The sequence below is a fragment of the Cupriavidus sp. 05N40 genome (genome assembly GCF_056397305.1).
On record NZ_JBFTND010000044.1, the window covers coordinates 1 to 25,128 of the forward strand.

The 25,128-nt window shown below is 69.0% G+C and carries 18 protein-coding genes; 6 read left to right on the forward strand and 12 right to left on the reverse strand.

Annotated features, from left to right (window positions below; translation table 11 throughout):
- From pgaB to AC1DO7_RS12895, 5 genes are all read right to left on the reverse strand, one after another.
- Positions 1-1,011, reverse strand: a 1,011-nt coding sequence (pgaB, locus tag AC1DO7_RS12875) for a poly-beta-1,6-N-acetyl-D-glucosamine N-deacetylase PgaB (RefSeq protein WP_477116207.1), incomplete at its 3' end; no start/stop codon positions are given.
- 6 nt (positions 1,012-1,017) lie between these two features.
- The gene (gene pgaA, locus AC1DO7_RS12880; protein ID WP_441612997.1) at positions 1,018-3,069 is read right to left on the reverse strand and encodes a poly-beta-1,6 N-acetyl-D-glucosamine export porin PgaA; all 2,052 of its coding nucleotides are present in this window, start codon (positions 3,067-3,069) and stop codon (positions 1,018-1,020) included.
- 996 nt (positions 3,070-4,065) lie between these two features.
- Positions 4,066-4,449 (reverse strand): hypothetical protein, encoded by a 384-nt coding sequence (locus AC1DO7_RS12885; protein ID WP_441612998.1) that lies wholly within the window; start codon positions 4,447-4,449, stop codon positions 4,066-4,068.
- A gap of 144 nt (positions 4,450-4,593) precedes the next feature.
- A complete protein-coding gene (locus AC1DO7_RS12890; RefSeq protein WP_441612999.1) occupies positions 4,594-4,863 on the reverse strand; it encodes a hypothetical protein in 270 nt (89 codons plus the stop codon).
- 833 nt (positions 4,864-5,696) lie between these two features.
- Positions 5,697-6,326, reverse strand: a complete 630-nt coding sequence (locus AC1DO7_RS12895; RefSeq protein ID WP_441613001.1) for a DNA-3-methyladenine glycosylase I — start codon at positions 6,324-6,326, stop codon at positions 5,697-5,699.
- A gap of 150 nt (positions 6,327-6,476) precedes the next feature.
- On the opposite strand from AC1DO7_RS12895, the gene AC1DO7_RS12900 reads away from it, so the two are divergent.
- The 3 genes from AC1DO7_RS12900 (at position 6,477) to AC1DO7_RS12910 (ending at position 11,556) form a co-directional block, all read left to right on the forward strand.
- Complete coding sequence (locus AC1DO7_RS12900) at positions 6,477-6,827, forward strand: DUF2314 domain-containing protein (protein ID WP_441613002.1); 351 nt, start codon at positions 6,477-6,479, stop codon at positions 6,825-6,827.
- 92 nt (positions 6,828-6,919) lie between these two features.
- Positions 6,920-10,201 carry a DUF2339 domain-containing protein gene (locus AC1DO7_RS12905; protein ID WP_477116208.1) on the forward strand — a complete coding sequence of 1,094 codons (3,282 nt, stop codon included), beginning with the start codon at positions 6,920-6,922 and terminating at the stop codon, positions 10,199-10,201.
- Positions 10,198-11,556 (forward strand): DUF3999 domain-containing protein, encoded by a 1,359-nt coding sequence (locus AC1DO7_RS12910; RefSeq protein ID WP_477116209.1) that lies wholly within the window; start codon positions 10,198-10,200, stop codon positions 11,554-11,556. Before AC1DO7_RS12905 ends, AC1DO7_RS12910 begins: the two co-directional genes overlap by 4 nt.
- Positions 11,557-11,633: 77 nt before the next feature.
- Here the strand turns inward: AC1DO7_RS12910 and AC1DO7_RS12915 are convergent, their stop codons facing one another.
- Both AC1DO7_RS12915 and AC1DO7_RS12920 read right to left on the reverse strand, forming a co-directional pair.
- Complete coding sequence (locus AC1DO7_RS12915) at positions 11,634-12,950, reverse strand: MFS transporter (RefSeq protein ID WP_441613006.1); 1,317 nt, start codon at positions 12,948-12,950, stop codon at positions 11,634-11,636.
- A gap of 229 nt (positions 12,951-13,179) precedes the next feature.
- Positions 13,180-13,500 (reverse strand): hypothetical protein, encoded by a 321-nt coding sequence (locus tag AC1DO7_RS12920; RefSeq protein WP_441613007.1) that lies wholly within the window; start codon positions 13,498-13,500, stop codon positions 13,180-13,182.
- Between the two features lie 281 nt (positions 13,501-13,781).
- On the opposite strand from AC1DO7_RS12920, the gene AC1DO7_RS12925 reads away from it, so the two are divergent.
- Positions 13,782-14,675 (forward strand): dioxygenase family protein, encoded by an 894-nt coding sequence (locus AC1DO7_RS12925; protein ID WP_441613056.1) that lies wholly within the window; start codon positions 13,782-13,784, stop codon positions 14,673-14,675.
- Positions 14,676-14,686: 11 nt separating this feature from the next.
- On the opposite strand, the gene AC1DO7_RS12930 is transcribed toward AC1DO7_RS12925, so the two are convergent.
- From AC1DO7_RS12930 to AC1DO7_RS12945, 4 genes are all read right to left on the reverse strand, one after another.
- The gene (locus tag AC1DO7_RS12930) at positions 14,687-15,817 is read right to left on the reverse strand and encodes an MFS transporter (protein ID WP_441613057.1); all 1,131 of its coding nucleotides are present in this window, start codon (positions 15,815-15,817) and stop codon (positions 14,687-14,689) included.
- 239 nt (positions 15,818-16,056) lie between these two features.
- Positions 16,057-17,316, reverse strand: coding sequence for an MFS transporter (locus tag AC1DO7_RS12935; RefSeq protein WP_441613008.1), 1,260 nt, complete (start codon positions 17,314-17,316; stop codon positions 16,057-16,059).
- A gap of 77 nt (positions 17,317-17,393) precedes the next feature.
- Positions 17,394-17,810, reverse strand: coding sequence for a VOC family protein (locus AC1DO7_RS12940; protein WP_441613009.1), 417 nt, complete (start codon positions 17,808-17,810; stop codon positions 17,394-17,396).
- Positions 17,811-17,836: 26 nt separating this feature from the next.
- Positions 17,837-18,256: a GNAT family acetyltransferase gene (locus tag AC1DO7_RS12945; RefSeq protein ID WP_441613010.1), complete on the reverse strand. Its 420-nt coding sequence runs from the start codon at positions 18,254-18,256 to the stop codon at positions 17,837-17,839.
- Positions 18,257-18,385: 129 nt separating this feature from the next.
- Between AC1DO7_RS12945 and AC1DO7_RS12950 the strand changes: the two genes are divergently transcribed.
- Positions 18,386-19,000 carry an HD domain-containing protein gene (locus tag AC1DO7_RS12950; protein WP_441613011.1) on the forward strand — a complete coding sequence of 205 codons (615 nt, stop codon included), beginning with the start codon at positions 18,386-18,388 and terminating at the stop codon, positions 18,998-19,000.
- 135 nt (positions 19,001-19,135) lie between these two features.
- On the opposite strand, the gene AC1DO7_RS12955 is transcribed toward AC1DO7_RS12950, so the two are convergent.
- Positions 19,136-22,729 carry an indolepyruvate ferredoxin oxidoreductase family protein gene (locus AC1DO7_RS12955; protein WP_441649950.1) on the reverse strand — a complete coding sequence of 1,198 codons (3,594 nt, stop codon included), beginning with the start codon at positions 22,727-22,729 and terminating at the stop codon, positions 19,136-19,138.
- Between the two features lie 327 nt (positions 22,730-23,056).
- On the opposite strand from AC1DO7_RS12955, the gene AC1DO7_RS12960 reads away from it, so the two are divergent.
- Positions 23,057-25,117: an NYN domain-containing protein gene (locus tag AC1DO7_RS12960; protein ID WP_441613013.1), complete on the forward strand. Its 2,061-nt coding sequence runs from the start codon at positions 23,057-23,059 to the stop codon at positions 25,115-25,117.
- Positions 25,118-25,128 lie beyond the last annotated feature (11 nt).

Genomic DNA, 25,128 nt, shown 5'->3' on the forward strand with positions numbered 1-25,128 from the left:
CTGCCGGTCCGGGTTGGGATCGTACACATCGTCGAGCGAGACGTTGACCACCCGTTCGACCGGCTGGTTGTCGCCGCGGTAGGCCGATTGCTGGCGGAACTGGCCCATCATGACGCCGGCATCCCAGTCGTAGGAAACCAGCAGGCGACGGACCTTGGTCAAGGGCACGTCGGGCGTATTGGGCCCGTCGTCCAGGGTGAAGTGCACGCTCATGCCGAGCTTGTGCGATGCCCCGATCAGCGCGGCGTTGTACATGCCATACGGCCATACCATCGAGCGCACCCGGATGCCGGTGTTGGCCTGGATCAGGTCGGAACACTTCTTCAGGTCGCCTCCGACCCGGCTCTCGTATTCCTGGTCGGTCTCGTAGCGCTTCAGGTCGGCAAAGTAGAGGTGCGCGCTGGCCGCGGGCAATTCATTGCCCTGGGGGTTGGCCACGGCGCCGTGGTGCATGTCGTGGGTGTGCGAGGCGATTTCCACCAGCCCGGATTCCGCCATTTCGCGCAGGTTTTCCCAGCTCATGAAATAGCCCGGCGCCATCACCGACTTGTGGCTGATGCGCACCGGGTCCTCCTGCGGCGTGCCGGTCCAGCGCGACACCACGGCCACCAGGGCAGGATAGTTGTACTGACGCAGCAGCGGGAAGGCCTTGGTGTACTGGCTCTTGTAGGCATCGTCAAAGGTCAGCAGCACCGCGCGCGGCGGCAGCCGCGGGCCACCGTTGCGCGAGGCGACGATCTGCTCGACGCTGACCGGATGGAAGTCGTTGCCCTTGAGCCAGGCGAAGATATTGTTGAGCGTGGCGGTGCTGATGGCACAGGTGTCGGCCACGGTTCCCACATCGGCGCGCAGGTCGTCGCGAATATCGTGGAAGGCCAGCACGCGGAAGGTCAGCCCGTCGTCCCGGTCCGCCGGCGGCAGCAGGGACAGCCCATAGGCGGCATGGACGCTATGGGTGACCGACAGCGCGCCGGCAAGCCCGATGAATTTTCGGCGGTTCAGCTTATTCATGATGGCCTATAGGGGAACGTTGAGGTTGAGGTAGATCAGCTTGGTCGTCTCGCGATTGGAGTCGAAGCGGCGGCTGCCGACGCCGATGCCGTAGGTCAGCGAAGCCTTGCGGCCCAGCCGCCAGTACTGCTCGAGGCGGGCTTCCCACAGCATGCTGTCGCCGAAGCCGTCCTGCCGGTAGCCGCCCGCGGTGACGTACACGCGCTGGCTGAACAACTTCTCGGCGTAGCGCCACGGCGTCCACTGGTACATGGTGCGCAGTTGCGCGACGTAGTCGCGCCGCGGATTGAAGTACGCGGTGCCGTCCAGCGTGTTGCTGCTCGTGCCGACATCCAGCCAGATCGACACCTGGTGGCGCGGCTGGTTCAGCAACCGCTCGTACCAGGTGCCCAGCCATTGCTGGTGCAGGTTGGTGTCGCTGTAGCGGGACGCGCCATACAGCACGTTGAAATAGCGCTGATCGTCCTGCGAAAAGCGCGCGCTTGCGTTGGCCGAGCGGCCGGTGACGCCAGCCTGGTACGCCTTCAGCGGCAGCGTGTTGTCGTCGGAGTCGACCCCGGCGCCGAAGCGCCAGCGGTCCGTGGGCTGGAAGGCCAGCGTGCCCGTGCCGCCGGTCTTGGCCTGGCCGCCGGTGGAGCGATGCACCTCCGCCGAGGCTTCCCAGCCGTCGCGCCGGAATTCGCCGCCCATGCCGTTGCGTATGCGGCTGACACTGAGGCCATCGCCGGTATCGCCGCGCGCGGAGTACTGGTGGGCGAAGACGCGCCAGTAGTCGGCCAGCGGCGACGAGTACAGCCGCGTGTCGACGCCCCAGGCGTGATCCGCCAGCGCCGCGTTGCCGCGTTCGCCAATGGCGTCGATGATCAGTTGCGGGCGCTCGTAGACGTGGTACTCGCGCTGGAAGTTCTTGACGCTGTTGTTGTCGGGGAAATTGCCATCGAACACCTTGGCGACCGCGTTGGCCTGGTCATACTGATGCAGCTCCAGCGCGGTCTTGCCGATGCCCACCAGGCTTTCGATATCGCCGGGGTGGTCGGCCTGGGCCTGGCGGTAGATGCTCTGCGAGGCGTACGGGCGCTCCAGGACCAGCGAGCCGTCGGCGCGCGCGGTCAGCAAGGAGGGGTCGAACGGCGCGTCCTTGCGCAGCGCATCGAGCGCCTGCACGCCCTCATGCACGTGATTGGTATAGAGCAGGTATTGCGCCTGCAGCTTCTTGACCCGCCCGTATTGCGGATTGGTCTTGTCTGCGTCTTCCGACAATTCGTCGTGCGCCGGCGTGTTGCGCGCCATGTTCGCGACCAGGTCACGCGCCGCTTCGTAGTGCCCCTGGTCAAGGTAGGCGAAGAACAGGCTCTCCTGCACCGTCGGCAGCGATAGCGCGTAGGGCTCGGTGGTTTCCTTGAGCGGCTCGACCGTCGTCTGCAGGGACAGTTCGTAGGCACGCGCGGCGAGGTCGGGCTTGTCGAGATAGGCGTAGGCATCGCCCGCGGCGACGTAGGCCGGGGCCGGCAACGGTTCGTTCGTCTGCGAGAGCTGCTCGTACAGCGCGGCGGCTTCCTTCATGCGCCCGCGCACCGACAAGGCAGTCAGCCGGTCGGCCTGGACGGTGCGCCGCACGCCGTTGAAATCGTCCCCCTTTTGCGCCTCCACCCGGGCCAGCAGCGAATCGGCCGCGGCGAGCGCACCATCGGCCGGAACCAGGCGGTCCTGGTCATTGGAAGCACTGGCCTGCTGTCGTGCCCAACGGATCTGCTGGGCTACGACAAGATGCTCCAGCAGCAGCAGGTCGCGGAGCGCGAATACGTCCGGACGCGCCGTTGCCTGTTCCAGCGCCAGCTTCGGCGAGCCACCCTCGGCCAGGCCGAAGATGCGCTCCCGGGTCTGATCCTTCTCCCCGGCCCCCGCCGGCTGTTCCACCCGGGCTGCCGGCTGCGGACGCGGCGCTGCCTGCCGCACGGCTTCTGCGGCGCAATGTTCGCGGGCGAATAGGGCCAATAGCACGGCTGTGGTCTTGAGCGTGGTTCGCAATCGCTTGCGACTCTGCTGGGATGCGTTCACGGTTACTCCCCCGGATTGCACTGCTAACGACAAGCAAAACGTCTCCCTTGGCGTGCGACATATCCTTGCCGGCGCCATTGCGATGCAACCTGAGAGACGGGCATCACCCAGCCGGCCGGAAGGCACCGTCGCAACGCAACGGGCCAGGCCGGCCGACCGAAACATGTCCTTGCTGAAACTCAACCAGATACCAGGGCGCCACCGGCTCGTCGCGCGCTACGCCCTGTCATTCCCATCCAATACCGTCTCGCCTTGCAATGCCGTGCACTGCGGCGGACTTGTTTCCTGATGCTTATTTGTTCTATCCCGCGGCTGCCGCCAGGGCGGTCTGCCGGGTCATTCGGGTGCTCGCCATGACTTTTCTCGCTCGCTCTTTCCTGCTGTTTTTTCCTATTTGTGCGGAGCATTATTTGGCGAATACGTCCCATAGCGACAGTGACCAGAAGCATTAGACGGCCTAGCCGAAAGTGGGACGAGGTCTAAGCCGCATGGCCATGGCTTTGTCACGTGGATGAAACTAATGCGCGCAGCCGGCAGGCGCGGCAGCGTTGCCGCGCTCGGGATGCGGCGGCGCGCGGCCCTGCGAGGACCTGCCGGGAAGCAGCGCTGGCCGCCCGCTCAGGGCGGGCCGGAAGATGTGTCGGGAAGGTATGAGGACGATGGCCGATACATCCCGTGGCGCGGGGTTGATGTACCGCCGAAGTGTGTTGTTGCGACAGCCGCAGCCGCAGCCGCAGCTGCTGTGTCCTGGCTAGCGGAGTGCCGGTGGCGCGGTCGGCAGCCGGCTGGCCGGGTTGTCGTGGATACGGGGGGGGCGCGCGCCGAGTCCGGTGGCCACGCAGGAAGCGTGTCGGAAATCATCGGCGCCGGGATGATTTATGCGTACGGCTTTTGGCTGAGGGGCAGCGACTCCCTCAACCATCAGATACCGAGGCCAGCCGCGGGCGGCTGGCCTTCTTCAACGGGGGTGCGACCACGCGGCCAGCGGCCGCGTCGCTAGCCGCCTTCGCGGGCCGTCGTGCATCGCGCCCGGTAGTCGGACTCCAGCGCATGGATCGCAGACTCGCGGGCGGCGCTGGGGCTGGTCAGTCCGGGCGTTGCCTCGATGCTGCGCCGGGTGCCGACCAGGGGCTGCTGCGCTTGCGCCGTGCGGATTTTCTGCAACAGCCCGGCGCATGCGACGCGCAGGGACTCGCCATCTTCGCTGGCGACCGTGGGTGGCATGCGGTAAGGCGTCTCGCCTCGCTGCACTGCAGTGGAAATGGCGTCGCTCACCGCTGCACTGGCGGCAGAGGGCATCGTCGGCTGGGCATGGGCCGCGCCGGCCAGCCCCAACAGGGGCAAGGCAAGCAAGGCGGAAACGTAAGGCGCAAGCGTCACATTGTCCTCCACCGGGCAGCTAGGGGCTCTTTCAGTGTAGGCGTTCGCGCACTTCTGAACAGGAGAATCGCGCCGGGCGCGGCCGCGCGTTCGTGCGAGTGCGTACCGACTGCCGGGCATGCGGCGCGGTCCGCGGCGCCATCGTCACTGCGCACGCCTCGGCTTGCCCGGGACGGGCATCACCGGGGTGGCGGCGGGTGCCGGTGCCGGCGGGGACGGCACCGAGGGCGAGCGCGCGTCGGGGGCAACCGCGCGCGGCAAGCGCAAGGCAGCGATGCCCTCGGGCGCGCTGAACGCCCGGCCGTTGCCGTAGCCGGTGGAAACGGCTTCGAGGTAGCCCGGCGGCTGGGCCTGGTCGGGCGTGAGCGCAGGGCCCGCCTGCGCCGCGGGCGGGGCGAAGGCGATGCTTTGCATGCACATTCCGAGCACCCGAACCAGGAGCACCGCGCGCCGCAGTTTACGCAATGCCACGCGCAGCCGCGGGACGGCATGGCTCTCTGGGCGCTCGGGGCATTGGATCTTCATTTGCGGTTCTCCGAAGGGGCCTGGGGCCCCGGGGACGGGAGGGCGGGCATCGGCCCCGCGCCTGATGCTCTGACCGCATGGACCGTGCCATCCCCGCCGCAACGGATCGGAGGCGCGAATGGGGATGCGCCGCCACTTGGCGGCGGCCACATGTTGGAAGTTCGCAGACAGGTGCGCTGCGCAAAGGTTGGCCGGCGGGCAACACAGGCAGGGGCGGGGGCTCAGCCGGCGGCGCCGGTCACGATGCGCCGTCGGTCCCGGTGGGCTGCCAGTGGATTCAGCGTTTTCGGCGGCGGATGTTAGGACTTCAGAAGGCTGCGACTGTGGATAACCACGCCTCGTCCTGGGGATAAGTGGGCCGGAAAGCTGTGGCCTGGCTGGGGGTGGGCTGTGGGACGTATACGTACAACTTCGTGGCGCCAAGAGCACTTCACGTATACGCACAAAGATATCCCGAGTCATAGGGGTATTCCCCTATGACTTATCTTTCCTGCAAGTCACTGAATCGAAAGGGGAAAACCAGCTTATCCACGGGAAATGGGTGCGTTTACCTACTACTACTATTTATGTATACGTAAACAATACTGAAAGACTTAAGGCAACCATTGCGGAGGCGGGCGGGGTGAACGTATACGCGTCAGCCTGCCTCGCGAAACGACGTATACGTCTGTCGCCAGGGCCTCCCCGCGTTTACGTCTGCCTCAGGTCCGCCCGGTGCCCGTTCAGCGCGGTACCTTGAACGTCTTGCGTGCGCGCAGCACCTGCTCGCGCGTGGTGCAGCCGTCCTGGTGGTCGTTGACCAGCCCCATCGCCTGCATCAGCGCATACATCGTGGTGGGGCCGACGAAGCGCCAGCCGCGCTTCTTCAGGTCCTTGGACAGCGCCGTGGATTCCGGCGAGATCGCCATGGTGCGCAGCACTTCGGGTGTCAGCACCTTGGGCCGGCTTGCCGGTTCCGGCTCGAAGCGCCAGAAATAGGCTGCCAGCGAAGACTCGGTCTCGAGCAGCTCGCGGGCGCGCTGCGCGTTGTTGATGGCTGCCTCGATCTTGCCGCGGTGCCGCACGATGCCGGCATCCCCCAGCAGGCGCTGGATATCCTTCTCGCCGAAGCGCGCCACCTTCTCGATATCGAAATTGGCAAAGCCGCGGCGGAACGCCTCGCGCTTGCGCAGGATGGTCAGCCAGCTCAGGCCGGCCTGGAAGCCTTCGAGGCAAAGTTTCTCGAACAGGCGGCGGTCGTCGTCGACGGGGAAACCCCATTCGGTGTCGTGATAGTGGCAGTAGTCTTCCAGCGTCCCGCACCAGCCGCAGCGCTGGCGTTCTGGCGTGGTGGCTTCCTTCTTGGCAGGCATCTTGGCTTTTCTCCTTGGAGGCGTCATCTTAAGGCCGCCGGCGTGGCCTGTCGTGTCCGCGACGCATGCCAGTGATGCACGATGAGGGCATTTGATACGATGTGCCATCGAGGGTGCGAACCCCTAAACCCATCAATGCACGACACCGACATGGAACAACGACTAGCCACTCTGGAAGAAGACGGCTGGCAGCTCGACGATGGCGACGCCATCGCCGCGGCCTATCCCGAAACCTTCTGGCTCCCGCCGCTGGAGCAGCGCCAGGCGCTGCAGCCCGGCCAGATCGTCAAGCTGATCTTCCGCATCCTCACCACCGACGAGCAGGACCGCGAGGAGCAGCACGTAGAGCGCATGTGGGTGGTGGTCACCGGGCGAGAGGGCGGCCTCTACAGCGGCGATCTCGACAACCAGCCCTATTGCACCGAGGAAATGGCACCCGGCATGCCGCTGTGGTTCGAGGCGCGCCACGTCATCAATATCCATAGCGACGACGAGGACTGAACGGCCCTGCCGGCCGCGCCGGGCACCCCAATGGCTCGCTTCGCTTCATCTTGCATCAACCCCTGGTCAACCTGTAAGGCGACACATAACTGATGCGCTGGATCTTCGCGGTGATTGGCATGGTGCTGGGCGCGGTGGCGGCCGGCTTCGGGGGCGCCCTGACGGGCGCCGTGCTGGGCTTCGGCTTTGGCTGGCTGGTGAGCGAGCGGCCGGCGCGGCCGCGCGCGCCGGGCGATGCGTGGGAGATTCCCGCAGGCACTGCGCAGGGCGCCACGCAGGACGCTGCCGGCCAGGCGCCGCTGCCGCTGGCGGCGCGCGTGGCCAACCTCGAGCGCGAACTGGCCGCGCTCAGGGGTGAGCTGGCGCAGCTGCGCGGCGCGGCGGGCGCGCAAGCGCTCCAGGACCCGGCGGTTGCGCAGCCTTCCTCGTCCGCGACCGAGGCAGGCGAGATGCCGGTCCGGGTCCCTGTCCTGGTCCCTGTCCCGGCCGCGGCGGCAGCGCCACCATCCATTGCCATGCCCGCGGCGATCCCGGTGCCGCCGGTGGTCGCACAGCCGCCGGTATCGCCGGCGGTGGTTCCGCCCGCGCCGCCGCTCTCCACGCCGCTCGGCCCGCAGGAGCCGGACTTTGTCCAGCGCGCGCTGTCTGCCGCGCGCGACTGGCTGCTCGGCGGCAACAGCGTGGTGCGGGTCGGCGTGCTGATCCTGTTCTTCGGCGTAGCCTTCCTGCTCAAGTACGCGTCCGACAACGCGATGCTGCCGGTGGAGTTCCGCCTTGCCGGCGTGGCCGCCGGCGCGGTGGCGCTGCTGGCGATGGGCTGGCTCCTGCGCGAGCGCCGCGCCACCTACGCGCTGGTGCTGCAGGGCGGCGGCGTGGGCGTGCTGTACCTCACGGTGTTCGCCGCCACCAAGCTGTATGGCCTGCTGCCGGCGGCGGCGGCCTTCCCGCTGCTGGTGGCGATCTGCGTGCTGGYCGGCGGCCTGGCGGTGCTGCAGAACGCGGCAGTGCTGGCATTCACGGGCAGCGCCGGCGGCTTTCTCGCCCCGGTACTGATCTCCACCGGCGGCGGCAGCCACGTGATGCTGTTCAGCTACTACGCGCTGCTCAACGCCGGCATCTTCGCCATTGCCTGGTTCCGCGCCTGGCGCCAGCTCAACCTGCTCGGCTTTGCCTTCACCTTCGGCATCGGCACGGCATGGGGCGCGTTCAACTACCGCCCCGCGCTGCTGGCCAGCACCGAGCCCTTCCTGATCCTGTTCTTCCTGATGTACACCGGCATCGCGCTGCTCTATGCGCTGCGCCGGCAGGTCAGCCTGAAGGACTACGTGGACGGCACGCTGGTGTTCGGCACGCCGCTGCTGGCGATGGGCCTGCAGGCCGCGCTGGTGCGCAATATCCCGTTTGCCATGGCATGGAGCGCGGTCGCGCTGGCGGCCTTCTACCTCGGCCTGGCCGCATGGCTGTCGGCGCGGCGCGAGCGCCTGGGGCTGCTGTTCGAGGCCATGCTGGCGCTTGGCGTCATCTTTGCCACGCTGGCCGTGCCGCTGGCTTTCGACGGGCGCACCACCAGCGCGGTGTGGGCGGTGGAGGGCGCCGCCGTGGTGTGGCTGGGCGTGCGCCAGCAGCGCCGCCTGGCGCTGGCCAGCGGCTTGCTGCTGCAACTGGCTGGCGGCATGGCCTTCGCCGCGGGCAGCCTGTCCGAGACCGCCCGGCTGGAGTGGCCTGTGCTGAACAGCCGCTATATCGGCACCTTGCTGCTGGCCGGGTCAGGCATCTTCAGCGGCTGGCGCCTGCACGGACGGCCCGAGGCACGCGCCTGGTACGCGCCGTGCGCGCCGCTGGGCCTGGCGGCGGCCGGCTGGGGCTTGCTGTGGTGGCTGGGCGGCGGCGTGGCCGAAATCCTGCACTGGCACATGCAGCGAGGCTGGCAGCCGCGGGCCCTGCTGGAGCTGCTGGCGCTGTTCGTGGCGCTCGGCGGATGGCTGGCGCACCTGGCGCGGCGCGGCCTGGCATGGCCGCTGGCGGGCATGCCGGCGCTGGCCGTGGCACCGCTGCTGGCCGTGCTGGCAGCGCTGAGCTGCGCGGCCCGATTGGCCTCGCCCTTGGCCGGCACGGGCGCGCTGGCCTGGCTGGCGGTCTTCGCTGCGACCTACGTGCTGCTGCGACGCCTGCAGGACGATGTGCCCGATGCGCTGCTGGCGCCACACCATGCGCTGCTGTTCGGGACGCTGTGCATGCTGCTGACCACGGAGGGCTACTGGCGCTTGCGCGCCTACGTGCCGGAAGGCGCGTGGAGCTGGAGCGCGTGGGCCTACGGCTACGGCGCGCTGCTGGCGCTGCTGTCGGCCTGGGGCTGGCGCCTGCGCTGGCCGGTGGCCCGCTTCGCGCGCGCCTACCTGCTGTGGGGCGCCGCGCCACTGGCGGCGCTGTTGTGGCTGTGGAGCGTGGCCAGCGTGGCCAGCGACGGCGATGCCGCCCCGCTGTTCTACCTGCCGCTGCTCAACCCGCTCGACGTGGCGCAGCTGCTCGCCGCGCTGGCGCTGGTGCTGTGGTTGCGCCGCCTTGCCGCGCTGGGGCTGGCCGGCTGCCCGCGCGTGCTGGAGTACGCCGCGTTGGCCACCGCCTTCCTGTGGTTCAACGCGGTCCTGCTGCGCACCCTGCATCATCACTTCGGCATCGGCTATGGCGTGGCGGACGTACTGCGCTCGCTGAACCTGCAACTGGTCTTCCTGGCGGGCTGGAGCGCGTTCGCGCTGGCCGGGATGGTCTGGGCGCGGCGCGACAGCCTGCTGCGCCTGTTTGCCGTGGCCTCGGCGCCCCTGGTGGTGCTGATGTGGCTGTGGACGCTGTACGCCAACCTGACCCAGGCCGGCGCCACCCTCGGCCGCGTGCCGCTGCTCAATCCGCTGGATCTCGTGCAGGTGCTGGTCTACGGCGTGGCAATGTTGTGGCTCGCGCGGGCGCGGCGCATCGGCATGCCGGTGGAGCCGTACGCTGACGGGCTCAGGGGCATCGCCGCGGCCACGCTCTTCGTCTGGCTCAACGCGATGCTGCTGCGCACGCTTCATCACTGGTCCGGCGTGCCCTACACGCTGCAGGAGCTGGGCGCATCCACGCTGGTGCAGGCCTCGCTGTCGGTGTTCTGGACCGTGCTGGCGCTGATCGTGATGGTGGCGGCCACCCGGCGCGGCACGCGCGTGCTGTGGTTCGTGGGCGGGGCGCTGCTCGGCGTGACGGTGATCAAGCTGTTCCTGCTCGACCTGTCCTTCGTCAAGGGCATCGAGCGGATCATCTCGTTTATCGGCGTGGGCGTCCTGCTGTTGCTGATCGGCTATTTCTCGCCCTTGCCGCCGAAGGCGAAGGAGGCCGCATGACACGGTTTTCCCCCGGCCCCGGCAGGCCGGCCAAGGCGCTGCTCCTGGGCGCCGTCGTGGYGCTGCTGGCCCCGGGCCTGGCGTGGGCCGAGCGCTTCGCGCTGGTCACCGAAGGCGCCGCGGCGTACTACGCGGTGACGCTGGATGCCAGCGTCTACGCCCACGCGCGGCAAGGCGGACTCGGCGACCTGCGCGTGCGCAACGGCGCCGGCGAGTTGTTGCCCTATGCGCTGGCGCTGCCGGCCGAGGCGCCCGCCGAAGTGCGCACGCTGCACGAAGTGCCGTGGTTCGCGCTGCCGGCGGCGCGCGCACCGGTCCAGGGCGCGCCCATGGGCGTGGTGATCGGCAGCGACGGCGCGCTGCGCGCGGCCAGCCCGCCGCCGCCCGCCGGCAAGCCGGCGGCCTGGCTGCTGGATCTGAGCCAGCTGCGCGCGGCGGCCAGCGCGGTGGTGATCGGCTTGCCCGAAGGCGACTTCCAGGGCGGCGTGCAAGTGACCACGAGCGACGACTTGCAGCAATGGCAGGGCGCGGGCACGGCGCAACTGCTGCGCCTGACGCGCGACGGCAGCACGCTCACACAGGACCGCGTGACGCTTGCGCGCGTGCGCGCGCGTTACCTGCGGCTGCAGTGGCTGGGCACGCCGCCGGTCCCGCTGCGCGTACAGGTCGAAACCGTGGCGGCAAGCGCGCCGCCGCCGCTGTCGCTGCAATGGCGCGACGGTATCGTCGCCACACAGGCGGGAACCGGCGACGAGTACCTGTTCGACAGCGGCGGCCGCTTTCCCGCCGAGCGCGTGCGCATCCGCCTGCCGCAGGCCAATACCGTGGCGCAGGCCACGCTGTGGTCGCGCCCCGATGCGCAATCGGCCTGGCGCCTGGCCAGCAGCATGCAACTCTTTCGCCTGGCGGGCGCCGGCGGTACCGAGCAGGAAAATGCGCCGCTGGCGATCAGCCGCAATGCCGACCGTTTCTGGCGCCTGAGCGTAGCGGGGCGCAGTGGCGGCCTGGGCAGCGGCATGCCGGAGCTGGCGCTGGGCTGGCGGCCAGCCGTGCTGACCTTTGTTGCGCGCGGCGCGGCGCCGTTTTCGCTGGCGGTGGGCGAGGCGCAGGGGACGGCGCCGGAGCCCGGGCGCGTTGCGCGCGACGAACTGCTCGCCGGTCCCGCGCCGGTAATCGGCAACGCGCATATCGCGGGCATGACGGCCTCGCCGCAGTCCGCGGCGGTGTCCGCCGATACGCGGCGCCTGGTGTTGTGGGGCGCCTTGCTGGTGGCGGTGGGCGTGCTCGGCTTCATGGCCTGGCGGTTGCTGCGCTCGCTCGGGGCGGCGCCGCCCGCCCGCGATCCGCCGCCCTGAAAAAAAAGCCAACCTCGCGGTTGGCTTCTTTTTATCCGTTCATGGCTCGCCGGCGCAATCCGGCGCCGGCGCGGCCGTCATTGCAGCGGCTTGCCGGTGCGGTCGTGCATGAACAGCAGCGCGATGAAGCTCACCACGGCGGCGGCGATCACGTAGTAGGCGGGTGCCAGCTTGCTGCCGCTCGAGGTGATCAGCCAGGTCACGATCAGCGGGGCGAAGCCGCCGAAGATGGTCACCGCGAAGTTATAGGCGAGCGACAGGCCGGTGGAGCGCACTTCGGTCGGGAACTGCTCGGCCAGGACCGCCGGCGCGGGGCCGGTGAAGGCAGCCAGCAGGATGCCCAGGATGACCTGCACCATCAGCAGCGTCTGCGTGGTCGGCGAGACGTTGAGCCAGTGGAACAGCGGGTAGGCCAGCACGCCGATGATGAGCGCCACGGTGCCCAGCATGCGCTTGCGGCCCACGCGGTCGGACAGCATGCCCATCAGCGGGCACAGCACCAGGATGATGGCGCCGCAGATGGCCGTGGACTGGAACGTGGCGCCCAGCGGCAGGCCGAGCTGCTGCTTGGCGTAGGACGGCATGTAGAACACCAGCACATAGGTGCAGACCGTCCACAGGATGGTCACGCCGAGGCCTGCCAGCACTTCGCGCGGGTGGTCGCGCAGCACCTGCGTCAGCGGCGAGAACTTGACCTTGCTGGCCTTGCGCTCGGCGCGGCGCACCTCGAAGGCGGGCGGCTCCTCCAGGTGGGAGCGGATGTACATGCCGACCGGGCCGATCAGCAGGCCGAACAGGAACGGGATGCGCCAGCCCCAGGCGTCGATCTGCTCCGGCTCCAGGCCGTTGATCACCAGTGCGCCCATGGCCGCGCCCAGCATGAAGGAGATGCCCTGGCTGGCCTGCTGCCAGCTGGCGTAGGCGCCGCGCTCTTCGTCGGGCGCGTGCTCGATCAGGAAGGCGGTGGCGCCGCCGACCTCGCCGCCGGCCGAGAACCCCTGGATCAGGCGGGCCAGCACGATCAGCGCCGGTGCCCACAGGCCGATCGACGAATAGGTGGGCGCCAGGCCGATGATGGCGGTGCCGAGCGCCATCATCAGGATGGTCAGCGTCAGCGCCGCCTTGCGGCCAACGCGGTCGGCGTAGACGCCGAGCACGATGGCGCCGACCGGGCGCATGAAGAAGCCCACGCCGAAGGTGGCGACGGTCAGCAGGAAGGAGGTGAGGTCATTGCCGGTGGGGAAGAACAGCTTGGCGATGATGAGCGCGAAGAAGCTGTAGACCGTGAAGTCGAACCATTCGAGGCCGTTGCCGATGGTGGCGGCCAGGATGGCTTTTCGTCGCTGGGCTTTGGAGATATCCGGGATCGGGGATGTTGCTGTGTTGGCTTGCATGATGCGTCTGATGCTTCTGGTGCGATAAGGAACAGGCTTGCGGTCCGCGTGCGCGCAACAGCATGCGGCGGGGACTGAAAGGCAACATGTTAAGGGATCGGGCGGCCGGCCAGGAAAAACGGGCCGGCGCGCGACCGGCCCTTGCGTGTGGCCCCAAGGTTACACCCGTACGGCGCGTGGCGTTCCCGGCGGGCGCGGCAAGGACGGATCGGCGCTGCCCGCCGCGGCGTCAGCCGGCGCGGTGCGGCCTGTGATCGCCGGGCTTGGTGGCATTGTCCTGCGCGACGTGGCGCGGCGCGCTCTCGGCGGGATCGCGCTTGCGCGTCAGCCACAGCCACAGCGCACTGGCCAGCCAGCCGGTCACGAAGAGGGTATCGCCGCAGTGATTGAGCAGCGCGGTGGCAGCGGGGAAGTTGAGGAAGCCGGCCAGCCAGGGAGCCGGGATGCGGGCTGCGATCCACAGGAGCACGGCCGGTCCGCTTGCATACACACCCGGTTGCCACCAGTTCGCATGGGGCAGTCTCGGGCTGCGGGCGGGGCGCTTGACCACGATGTTCTCCAACCGGACGCGCCGGGGCGCGCGTCGTCACCATAGGTTGCGGGTTGCGGGGCTTGCCGGAGCCGTGCCGGACCCCACGCTTGCCATCATAAGCCGATTGCCGGGGAAGTGCCGGGATCTTTAAAGCGTTGTGTGGGGCACCCAACGTTAGCCGGCGCGGTCCATGCACGCTGGCTTCAAGTTTTTTGATGGAGGAGTCCGCAAATGGCCGCTGCCAGCGCCGCCGCGTTTTGTCACACTCGGATGTATCAATGGATCAGAAGGCAGACATCATGCTTCCCGCCATCTACGTTTCCCACGGCTCTCCCATGCTCGCGCTCGAGCCGGGCCCCAGCGGCGCCGCGCTCGACGCGCTCGGCGAGCAGTTGCGCGCGCGCCAGCCGCGCGCGGTGCTGGTGATCTCGGCGCACTGGATCTACAGCACGCTGGTGGTCGGCACGCGCGAGCGGCAGGAGGCCTGGCACGACTTCGGCGGATTCCCGCGCGCGCTCTACGAACTGCGCTACAACGCGCCCGGCTCGCCGGCGCTGGCCGGCCGCGTCAAGGCCCTGGTCGAGGCGGCGCACGTGCCTGGCGCCGCGGTGGTGCTGCAGGACGAGGATCGCCCGCTGGACCACGGCGCATGGATGCCGCTGCGGCATTTCTTCCCCGCGGCCGACGTACCGGTGGTGCAACTGGCGCTCAACCCCTACCTGCCGCCCGCGGCCCAGATCGAGATTGGCCGCGCGCTCGCGCCGTTGCGCGACGAGGGTGTGCTGGTGATGGCCTCGGGCAGCTTTACCCACAACCTGCAGGAAGTGTTCGGCCCCGGCGGGCGGCGCGAGCAGCACGGCGAGGTGGCCGAGTCATATGTGGAGGCGTTCCGCGACTGGATGGGCGAGGCGCTTGCCGAGGCGCTCGCCAGCGGCGACACCACCCGCATTGCCGACTACCGCGCGCAGGCGCCATATGCCCGCCGTGCCCACCCGACCGACGAACACCTGCTGCCGTTCTTCGTGGCGCTGGGCGCGGCGCTGGGGCCGCGTGACGGCGCGCGGCCCGGGCAGCCCGCCGCGGGGGTGGCGCGCGTGGCCGACGATGTCACCTACGGCGTGCTGGCGATGGACACCTTCGTGTTCGAGGGGCAGGGCGCATCCGCCCCGGCCGCGCTCGGGGCGGCGGCCTGACGGGCGGCCGGCTACCTGGCCGGCTGCTTCCTTGCGCCCAGGTAGGGCCGCGCCAGCCGCGCGCCCACCAGCGCGATCCAGCCCATGGTGATGGCGACCACGCCCAGCCCGTAGCGAAGGCTGCTGACGTGGGCCACGCCACCGATGATGACCGGCCCCAGCAACAGGCCCACGTAGGCGAAGCGCGCGACCCGCGCGATCGCCTCGGCCGGTGCCACGCCCGGCAGGCGCGAGGCCGCCACGAAGAACACCGGCACCATGTTCGCCGCCCCCAGCCCCATCAGCGCAAAGCCGGCCAGCGCCGCCCGCGGCGACGGCCACAGCAGCGCCAGCGCGATCCCGGCGAAGGCGACCCAGGCACTGATCTTCAGCGTGCGCGCGTCCGACCAGCGCGCGCGCAGGCGGTCGCCGCCGAAGCGGCCGCACGCCATGCCGCCCGAGAAGGCGGCGTAGCCGGCGCTGATCCATGCTTGCGGTGCCTGCGCCACTTCGCGCATATAGACGCTGGTCCAGTCGTACATCGCACCTTCGCCAACCAGCCCGAGGAAGGCCATCAGGCCCAGCAGCCAGAGCGCGCGCACCGCATGGTCGCGGTGGTGGGCGGACGGCGGCGGCATCGGGTGATCCTCCAGCAACCGGGGCGCCACGCCGGCCGTGACCGCTGCCGTCAGCAGCGCCATGCCGGCGGCATGCGCCAGCGGCGGCACGCCCAGGCCCATCAGCAGGCCGCCGGCCGCGGCGCCGGCCATGCCCCCCAGGCTGAACATGCCGTGCAGTGCCGACATGATGGGCCGCGCGCGGCTGTTCTCCACCGTGGCGGCCTGCGCGTTCATGCCGACATCGAAGGCCGCGTTGGCCATGCCGAAGGCGATCAGCGCGGGGATCAGCAGGGCGAATGCCGGCATGGCCAGGATGGCCACCGTGGCCGCCGCGTAGACCAGCCCGCTCGCGCGGCTGGCGCGGGCGCTGCCGGCGCGCGCTACCCAGCGGCCCACCGGGCCCATCGCCGCGATGGCGCCGCCGGCTACCGCCAGCATGGCCAGCGAGAGCACCGCGTCGGACAGGCCGAAGCGGGCCTTGATGGTCGGGATATGCACGCCCCAGGTGGCGAAGGTGGCGCCGTTGACGAAGAACAGCGCCATGGTGGCGCGCGCGGCGTGCTCCACGCGGCGCGCGCCGGGCACGGCAGGAGACGGGTCGGGAGCGGACGGCCGGGTCAGTTCGGCAGGGGAGGAATCGGGCATATTGGCGAAGGGCACGCACCGCCGCGCCGGCATGGCGCGCCGTGCCCCGGCGGGCGCAGCGAAGTGTTCGAGCCCCGCATCGTCGCACATCGGTGCGTCGGCCGCATGACGTGCGCGCCATGCGGCGCTCGCCGGCGCTATGCCAGCGCGGTCGTGGCCGGGCGCAGCAGGCCGCGCTGGTGCAGCGCGAAGGCGAAGGCCCCCAGCGCCGACAGCGCCAGCGCCACCATCACCCACAGCATCAGCCAGTAGCCGCCGGCCGCGCGCCACAGCAGCGCGCCCAGCCAGGGCGCGGCGGCCTGCATCAGCAGCACCGGCGTCATCATCAGGCCGTTGAGCGTGGCGTAGTGATGGCGCGAGATCAGCTCCGGCATGGCCATGGCGCGCAGCATGGTGTTGATGCCGTTGGCGCAGCCGTAGAGCACGGCCGCCGCCATCAGCCACTTGCCGTAGCCGAGCGCGAAGCACACCAGGCCCACGCTCATCACCGCGTAGACCGGCAGCGACAGGCGCAGCGGATGGCGCGCCGGGAAGCGCATCATGACCAGCCGGCCCACCACCTGGGCCGGGCCGATCAGCGCCGCCACGATCAACTGCTCGCCCAGCGGCAGTCCCTTCTCGGTCAGCATCGGGATCAGGTGGGCGCCCAGCAGCGAGGCAATCACCGCCAGCGCCGTGAAGGCCAGCACCACCGCCCAGAACACCGGCTGGCGCAGCGCGAGGCGCGCGATGCCGGGCTGTGCCGGGTCGGCCAGCGGCATGGCCGGTGCCGGGGCGGCGGCGTAGCTGGCGTGCGCCAGGTAGCGCAGGCGCGCGTGCAGCGGCGCGCAGACCAGCAGGTTGAGCGCGGCGAAGCACAGCAGCGTCTCGCGCCAGCCCAGATGCAGCACCAGCCATTGCGCCAGCGGCACGAAGATCGTGCTGGCGAAGCCGGCCATCAGCGTCACCGTCATGATGGACTTCTGGTAGCCGTCGCCGAAGGCCTGGCGCAGCACCACGAAGGCCGGCTCGTACAGCGTGGTGGACATGGCCAGGCCCAGCGGTATCCACATCAGCAGGAAAGCCGCCTGGCTCGGACTCCAGGCCCATAGCATTAGCCCGCAGCCGGCCAGCGCGGAGCCGGTGGTCATGACGATGCGCGCCGGCACGCGGTCCAGCAGCCGGCCCACGGCGAACGAGCACATTGCCCACACCAGCAGGCCCAGCGAATAGCCGCCGGCGAGGAAGGGCTTGGAATAGCCCAGCGCGGCGCTCATCGGCCCGATAAAGACGGTGAAAGCGAAATAGAGGGTGCCCCAGGAAATGGTCTCGGTGATGCCGAGGGTCCAGACCAGCTGGCGCGGGGAAATGGGAGGCCGGCCGGCAGGTGGTGCGGAAGCAGCGTCTTGTGCGGTCATGGCGCGCCCGGAGCGGCGGCGGAGGGAAGCGGGAATTGTAGGGCTATCCGGCCCGCATGCCTAGTTCGCCGCACAGGCTACGCAACCGTATCCGTTGGCGGCCCCTTCAGCTCGACGACATTGCCATCGGGATCGCGCACGTAGATCGACGGCCCCTTGCCCTCGGCGCCGAAGCGCATCTCCACCGGACCCGGCTCCACCCCATGCGCGCGCAGGTGGGTGCCCAGGGCATCGGCGTCGAAGGGATCGACGCGCAGGCAGAAATGGTCCAGGTTGTGCCCCTGCGCACCGGGCCCGGCGCCACCCGCGCGGCCGAGCGGGCCGTCCAGCGTGACCAGGTCGATCAGGCCGCTGCCGGCGCGCAGCTGGGTCAGGCCGAAGGCCGGCTGCTCGCGCTCCACGCTGCAGCCCAGCACCTCCACGTAGAAACGCAGCAGCGCGGGCACATCGGCGCTGCGCAGGACCAGGTGATCGATGGCGAGGATGCGGAACATGGCTGCCTGCCGGTGGCGTGGTGTGGCTACAGGTCCGGGATCAGCCGCTTGCCCAGGCTGACCGCCTCGTCCTGGGCGTACCCGAGGCTGCGGTAGAAATCGATCACCTGGTGGTTGCCGGTGCGCACCAGCAGGTTGATCTTGGGGCAGCCGCGCTCGATCAGCAGCTGCTCGGCGTGCGCCATCAGGCGGCGGCCGTGGTCGCGGCGCCGGTGGTCCGGATGCACGGCCAGGTAGTACACCCAGCCGCGGTGGCCGTCGAAGCCGACCATGGCGGAGGCCACGGCGCGGCCATCCACTTCCCCGACCAGGAACAGCTCGGGCTGCTCGGTGAGCTTGCGGGCGATGTCCTTCTTCGGGTCGTTCCAGGGCCGGGTCAGGCCGCAGGCCTGCCACAGGGCGATGATGTCGTGCTCGTCGGAGGCCAGGTAAGGGCGGATCTGCATGCTGGGTCGAGGCGCCGCGCGGCGGCGGTAATGTCGAGTCCTTGACAGTGTAGCCGCGAAAGCTGTGCCAGAATCGGCTTCGCCAATATCAAGACAAGCGGGGACAACCCGCCACAGGAGACCACCCCCATGAGCGAAACCACAAAGCACGCCCGCGCCACCTTCAGCCATATGGAAAACGGCACACGCGAGGACTGGGCCGCCATTTCCGCCGAGTTCATGCCCTTCGCGCAAAACCTGGCCGACCGCGTGCTGGCCCACCTCAAGCTGCTCGACGGCGACTGCGGCGGCTTTCCCATCGACCGCCTGGCCCACAGCCTGCAGACCGCCACGCTGGCGCACCGTGACGGCCGCGACGAGGAATACGTGGTGTGCGCGCTGTTGCACGACATCGGCGACACGCTCGGCAGCTTCAACCATCCCGACATCGCCGCGGCCATCCTCAAGCCCTTCGTCAGCCCCGAGAACCTGTGGATGGTGGAGAAGCACGGCGTGTTCCAGGGCTACTACTTCTTTCACCACCTGGGCCTTGACCGCAACCTGCGCGAGCAATTCCGCGGCCAGCCCGAGCTGTTCGCGCGCACCGCCGAGTTCTGCGCCAAGTACGACGGCGCCGCCTTCATGCAGGACTACGACAACCTGCCGCTGTCGTTCTTCGAACCGATGGTGCGGCGCGTGTTCGCGCGGCCGCGCAACTCGATGTACGTGAAGGAAAACGAGACGACGCTGGCGCAGCCGGCGTGAGGGCGTGCGCGCTGGCGGGCGGGCCGACCGGAACGGATCGGAACATGGCGCCGCCAAAAAAAACCCCGCGCTACGAATAACGCGGGGTTTGACGACAACCGGGGCGCCGCCGCAAGGCTGCGCCCGAGCTTCACCTCATGCCACCTGCTGCGCCGTCTCCGGATGGCGGAACTGTTCCAGCAGCGCCGACCAGCGCGAGCGCACCTTGACCAGGTTGTCATCCTTGATGTGGCCGAAGCCGCGGATGTCGTCGGGCAGGTTTGCCAGCGCGACAGCGGTCGCGTGGTTGGCCGGGCTCAGGTCCCGTGTCAGCTCGTCGAGCAGCGCGCGGTACTCGCCGATCAGCGCGCGTTCGGTGCGGCGCTCGGCGGTCCTGCCGAACACGTCGAGCGGGCCGCCGCGCAGGCCCTTGAGTTTCGCCAGCAGGCGGAACAGGGTCATGGTGGACGGGCCGAAAGCGCGCTTGACCAGGTGGCCCTTTTCGTCGCGCTTGGCCAGCAGCGGCGGTGCCAGCCAGAACTTCAGCTGGTAGTCGCGCCCGGGCTCGCCCTCGAACTGGCTGCGCAGCTTGTCGAGGAAGACCGGATCGGTGTAGAGGCGGGCGACCTCGTACTCGTCCTTGTAGGCCATCAGCTTGGACAGGTTGCGTGCCACTGCCTCGGTCAGCGGCAGCGGCTTGGCGCTGCCGACCAGTTCGATTTCCTTCGCGCGCACGTTGTTCACGGCAGCGCGGAAGGTCTGCGCGTAGGCGGCGTCCTGGTAGGCGGCGAGATGCTCGGCGCGGCGCGTGATGAGCTTCTCCAGCAGCGCACCGGAGGAGGTGGGCAGCTTGACCACGTCGGCGCCCTCGGCGGTGCTCTTGAGCTTGCCGGTGAGCGACAGCACGTGTTCCGGGTCGTGCGCCATGTGGCGGCCCCAGTCGAAGGCGGCCTTGTTCTTCTCCACCGCGACGCCGTTGAGTTCGATCGCGCGCACCATGGCGTCGAGCGACAGCGGCAGCCAGCCTTTTTGCCAGGCATAGCCCAGCACCAGCGGGTTGGTGTAGATGGTGTCGCCCAGCAGTGCCACGGCCAGGGCGCCGGCATTGATGAAGTCGCAGGACTCGCCGACCGCGTTGCGCACATCCTGCTCGGCCGACACGCCGGGGAACTGCCACTTCGGGTTCTTGATGAACTCGGCCGTGGGTGTCTGCGCGGTGTTGATGATGGCGCGCGTGCGGCCGACCTGGGTCTTGGAGATGACATCGTCGGTGGCGCTGACGATGGCGTCGCAGCCGATCACCAGGTCCGCCTCGCCCATGGCGATGCGGGTGGCGTGCAGTTGCTCGGGCCGCGCGGCGATCTGCACGTGCGAGAGCACGGCGCCGCCTTTCTGCGCGAGGCCCGCCATATCGAGCACGGTGACGCCCTTGTCCTCCAGGTGCGCAGCCATGCCGAGCAGGCCGCCGATGGTGACCACGCCGGTGCCGCCGACACCGGTGACCAGCACGCCGTACGGATGATCGAGGCCGGGTAGTTCAGGCAACGGCAGCGCAGGCAGGCTCTCCATCGATATGCCGTGGCGCTCGGGTTTCTTCACCTGCGCGCCTTCGGCCGTGACGAAGCTCGGGCAGAAGCCGTTGACGCAGGAGAAGTCCTTGTTGCACGACGACTGGTTGATCTGCCGCTTGGTGCCGAACTCGGTCTCCAGCGGTTCCACCGACAGGCAGTTGGACTTGACCGAGCAGTCGCCGCAGCCTTCGCAGACCGCATCGTTGATGAAGGCGCGCCTGGCCGGGTCCGGATAGGTGCCGCGCTTGCGGCGGCGGCGCTTCTCGGTGGCGCAGGTCTGGTCGTAGATCAGGATCGTGCAGCCCGGCACTTCGCGCAGCTCGCGCTGGATCTTGTCCAGCTCGTCGCGGTGATGCACTTCCACGCCTTGCGGCAGCTTGATGGCGGCGCTGTACTTGTCCGGCTCGTCGGTGACGATGACGATCTGCTTCGCGCCTTCGGCCGCGACCTGGTTGGCCACGTCCTGCACCGACAGCTTGCCGTCGATGGGCTGGCCGCCGGTCATGGCGACCGCGTCGTTGTAGAGGATCTTGTAGGTGATGTTGACGTTGGCCGCGATCGAGGCGCGGATCGCCAGCAGGCCGGAGTGGAAGTAGGTGCCGTCGCCCAGGTTGGCGAACACGTGCTTGGCGCCGGCGAACGGCATCTGCCCGATCCACGCCACGCCTTCGCCGCCCATCTGGCTGAAGGTGCTGGTGTTGCGGTCCATCCACACCGTCATGTAGTGGCAGCCGATGCCGGCCATCGCGCGCGAGCCCTCGGGCACGTTGGTCGACGTGTTGTGCGGGCAGCCCGAGCAGAACCAGGGCTTGCGCTCGGCCGTCACGCGCGGCACCGCCAGGCTCTTCTCCTTGGCGTCGATCACCGCGATGCGCGCGGCGATGCGTGCGCGCACGTCGGACGGCAGTTCGAACTTCTCCAGGCGCGTGGCGATGGCGCGCGCGATGATGGCCGGCGACAGCTCATAGTGCGCCGGCAGCAGCCAGTTGCTTTGCGGGATCGACCACTCGCCGCCGGCGTTGTCCTTCTCGTCGAACTTGCCGTAGACCTTGGGGCGCACGTCGTCGCGCCAGTTGTACAGCTCTTCCTTGAGCGCGTACTCCATGATCTGGCGCTTTTCCTCGACCACCAGGATTTCCTGCAGGCCTTCGGCGAACGCGCGCGCGCCGTGCGCCTCCAGCGGCCACACGCAGCCCACCTTGTACAGGCGGATGCCGATGCGCGCGCAGGTCTCTTCGTCCAGGCCCAGGTCGCACAGGGCCTGGCGGGTGTCGAGATACGCCTTGCCGGCGGTCATGATGCCGAAGCGCGCCTGTGGCGAATCGATCTCGATGCGGTCGATCTTGTTGGCGCGCACATAGGCCAGGCCGGCGTACCACTTGAAGTCCAGCAGGCGGGCTTCCTGTTCGAGCGGCGGGTCCGGCCAGCGGATATTGAGGCCACCCGGCGGCACCGCGAAATCCTCGGGTAGCACGATCTCCACGCGATGCGGATCGAGTTCGACCGAGGCCGACGATTCCACCACGTCGGTTACGCACTTCATCGCCGCCCACAGTCCGGAATAGCGGCTCATGGCCCAGCCGTGCAGGCCGAAGTCGAGGTACTCCTGCACATTGGACGGAAACAGTACCGGCAGCCCGCAGGCCTTGAAGATGTGCTCGGACTGGTGCGCCAGCGTGGAGGACTTGGCGGCGTGATCGTCGCCCGCCAGCACCAGCACGCCGCCATGCTTCGAGGAGCCGGACGAATTGGCGTGCTTGAAGACATCGGCGGTGCGGTCCACGCCGGGGCCCTTGCCGTACCACATGCCGAACACGCCGTCGAACTTCGCGTCCGGGTACATATTGACCTGCTGCGATCCCCATACCGACGTGGCGGCGAGGTCTTCGTTCAGGCCCGGCTGGAACACGATGTCGTGGGCGGCCAGGTGCTTCTTGGCCTTCCACAGCGACTGGTCCAGCCCGCCCAGCGGCGAGCCGCGGTAGCCGGAAATGAAGCCCGCGGTGTTGAGCCCGGCGGCGCGGTCGCGTTCGCGCTGGAGCATCGGCAGGCGCACCAGGGCCTGCATGCCGCTGATATAGATGCGGCCGCGTTCGAGCGTGTATTTGTCGTCCAGGGAAACGTTTTCGAGCGCGCGGCGGATGGCGTCGCTGACCGGCGGAGTCAAGGGGGCATTCATAGGTGCTCCTCTATGGGGAATGCAGTCGGGATCGCCGACTCACTTCAGTTGTGGGCGGCCGTGCGCAGCCTCTCGTGAAGGCATAGGACGACCGTGTCTCTTTGCAGCATGGTAGCACCGGCCCCGGAGAGGCGGCACCTTGCGATGCAGCAATAAATGCGCCAGCCGCGGGCGCGCTTTCCCATGTTGTCACGGCTTCGCGTGTACACTGCGCTGCAAACAGTTTGCACAACGAACGGGCAGATGCGGACCGTGCGCCATATCCCGAGGGAGCGCGCCACGGTGCAACCCGCCCTACCCGAGGCCGACCGGCCTCCAGGATCCTAAATGACCATTTCCTCCCGCCAGGGCACCGCCACCCTGGCCGTGCTGATCGACGCCGACAATGCGGCGCCCGCCATCGTCGAAGGCTTGCTGGCCGAAGTCGCCAAGTACGGCGTGGCCGCCGTCAAGCGCATCTACGGCGACTGGACCAAGCCCAATCTCGCCAGCTGGAAGGAGCGCCTGCTCTCGCACTCGATCCAGCCGATCCAGCAGTTCCGCTACACGGTGGGCAAGAACGCCACCGACAGCGCGATGATCATCGACGCGATGGACCTGCTGTACACGGGCCGCTTCGACGGCTTCTGCATCGTCTCCAGCGACAGCGATTTCACGCGCCTGGCCTCGCGCATCCGCGAGCAGGGCCTGACCGTGTATGGCTTCGGCGAGCGCAAGACGCCCAAGCCGTTCGTCACCGCCTGCGACAAATTCATCTACGCCGACGTGCTGCGCGCCGCCGACAGCGATGCCGATACCGACACGGAGGCGGATGGCACCGCCGCGCCCGCGCGCAAGCGCAACAGCGGCGAGCTGCGCCAGGATTCGCGCCTGGTGCGCTTGCTGCAGAACGCTTCGCAGGCCGTGTCCGACGAAGAGGGCTGGTCCACGCTGGGCGGCATGGGTACCCATATCGCCAAGCAGGCGCCGGAATTCGACTCGCGCAACTACGGTTACGGCAAGCTCTCCGAGCTGGTGGCCGCCACTGGCCTGTTCGAAGTCGAGACGCGTAACGGCGGCAACAACAAGACGCTGTGGGTGCGCCTCAAGCGCCGTTCGAAGCAAGGCGAAGGCGAGAGCCGCCCGGCCGAAGGCCGCCAGGGCGACAGCCGCGACAATCGCCCGGCCGAGAGCCGCCCGGCAGAAAGCCGGCCGACCGAAAGCCGCCAGGTGGAGAGCCGCGACAATCGTGACGCCCGCCAGGGCGAGAACCGCGACAACCGCGACAACCGCGACAACCGCCAAGGCGAAGGCCGTCAGCCCGACAATCGCCAGACCGACAACCGCGAAGGCCGTCAGCCCGACAATCGCCAGACCGACAACCGCGAAGGCCGTCAGCCGGACAATCGCCAGGCCGACACCCGCGAAGGCCGTCAGCCCGACAATCGCCAGGCCGACACCCGCGAAGGCCGTCAGCCCGACAATCGCCAGACCGACAACCGCGAAGGCCGCCAGCCGGACAATCGCCAGGGCGACAACCGCGAAAGCCGCCAGCCCGACAACCGCGAAAACCGCGACAACCGTGAAAACCGCGACAGCCGTCGCGGCGACAACCGCCGCGGCGACGGCCGCCAGGGCGGCGATCGCCATGCTTCCCAGCAGGCGCACGGTGCGCGTCCCGCGCCGGCGCAGCAGCCTGCGCTGCCGATCCAGCCCGCGCCGCTGCCCGAGCACGCTGCGCAGGCGGACGAGAGCGATGACGTGCCTTCGTTCGTGGTCGATCCGCTGGACGCCCTCGCGCTGGCGCAGGACGGCTTCGATGATGCCGAGTCGATGGAAGGCGAACTGACGGAAGGCGATGCCGGTGCGACGAACGCCGCGCGCCGCCGCAAGCCGCCCAAGCCCGAAGTCACGCTGAGCGAGACCCCGTGGCCGATGGACCGGTCGCTCTTCGTAGCGCCTTCCGCGACCGTGATCGCGCCGGTGGTAGAGCGGGTCGAGGTGACCAGGCCGGTCAAGCCGGCCAGGCCGGTCGAAGCGGTCGAGCCGGCCGAAGCGCGCAAGGCGGACGAAGTGGTCGAGACGGTCGAGACGGTCGAGACGGTTGAGGCGACCCCGGTGGCCGAAGCTGCTGAAGTAGCCGAAGCCGCCGAAGCCGCCGAAGCCGCGCAAGGCGCCGAGCCCCTGGTCGAGGCAAAACCGAAGGCCAAGGCGAAAGCCAAGCCGAAGGCTCCGGCCAAGAAGGCCGCGGCACCTGCCAAGAAGGCCGCGGCGGTGAAAAAGGCCGCGCCCGCCAAAAAGGCCGCACCCGCCAAAAAGGCTGCGCCCGCGAAGAAGGCTGCCGAGCCGGCCGCCAAGAAGGCACCGGCCAAGCGCGCCCCGAAGAAGACGGCCAAGGCTGCCGAATAGGCCAGGGACCG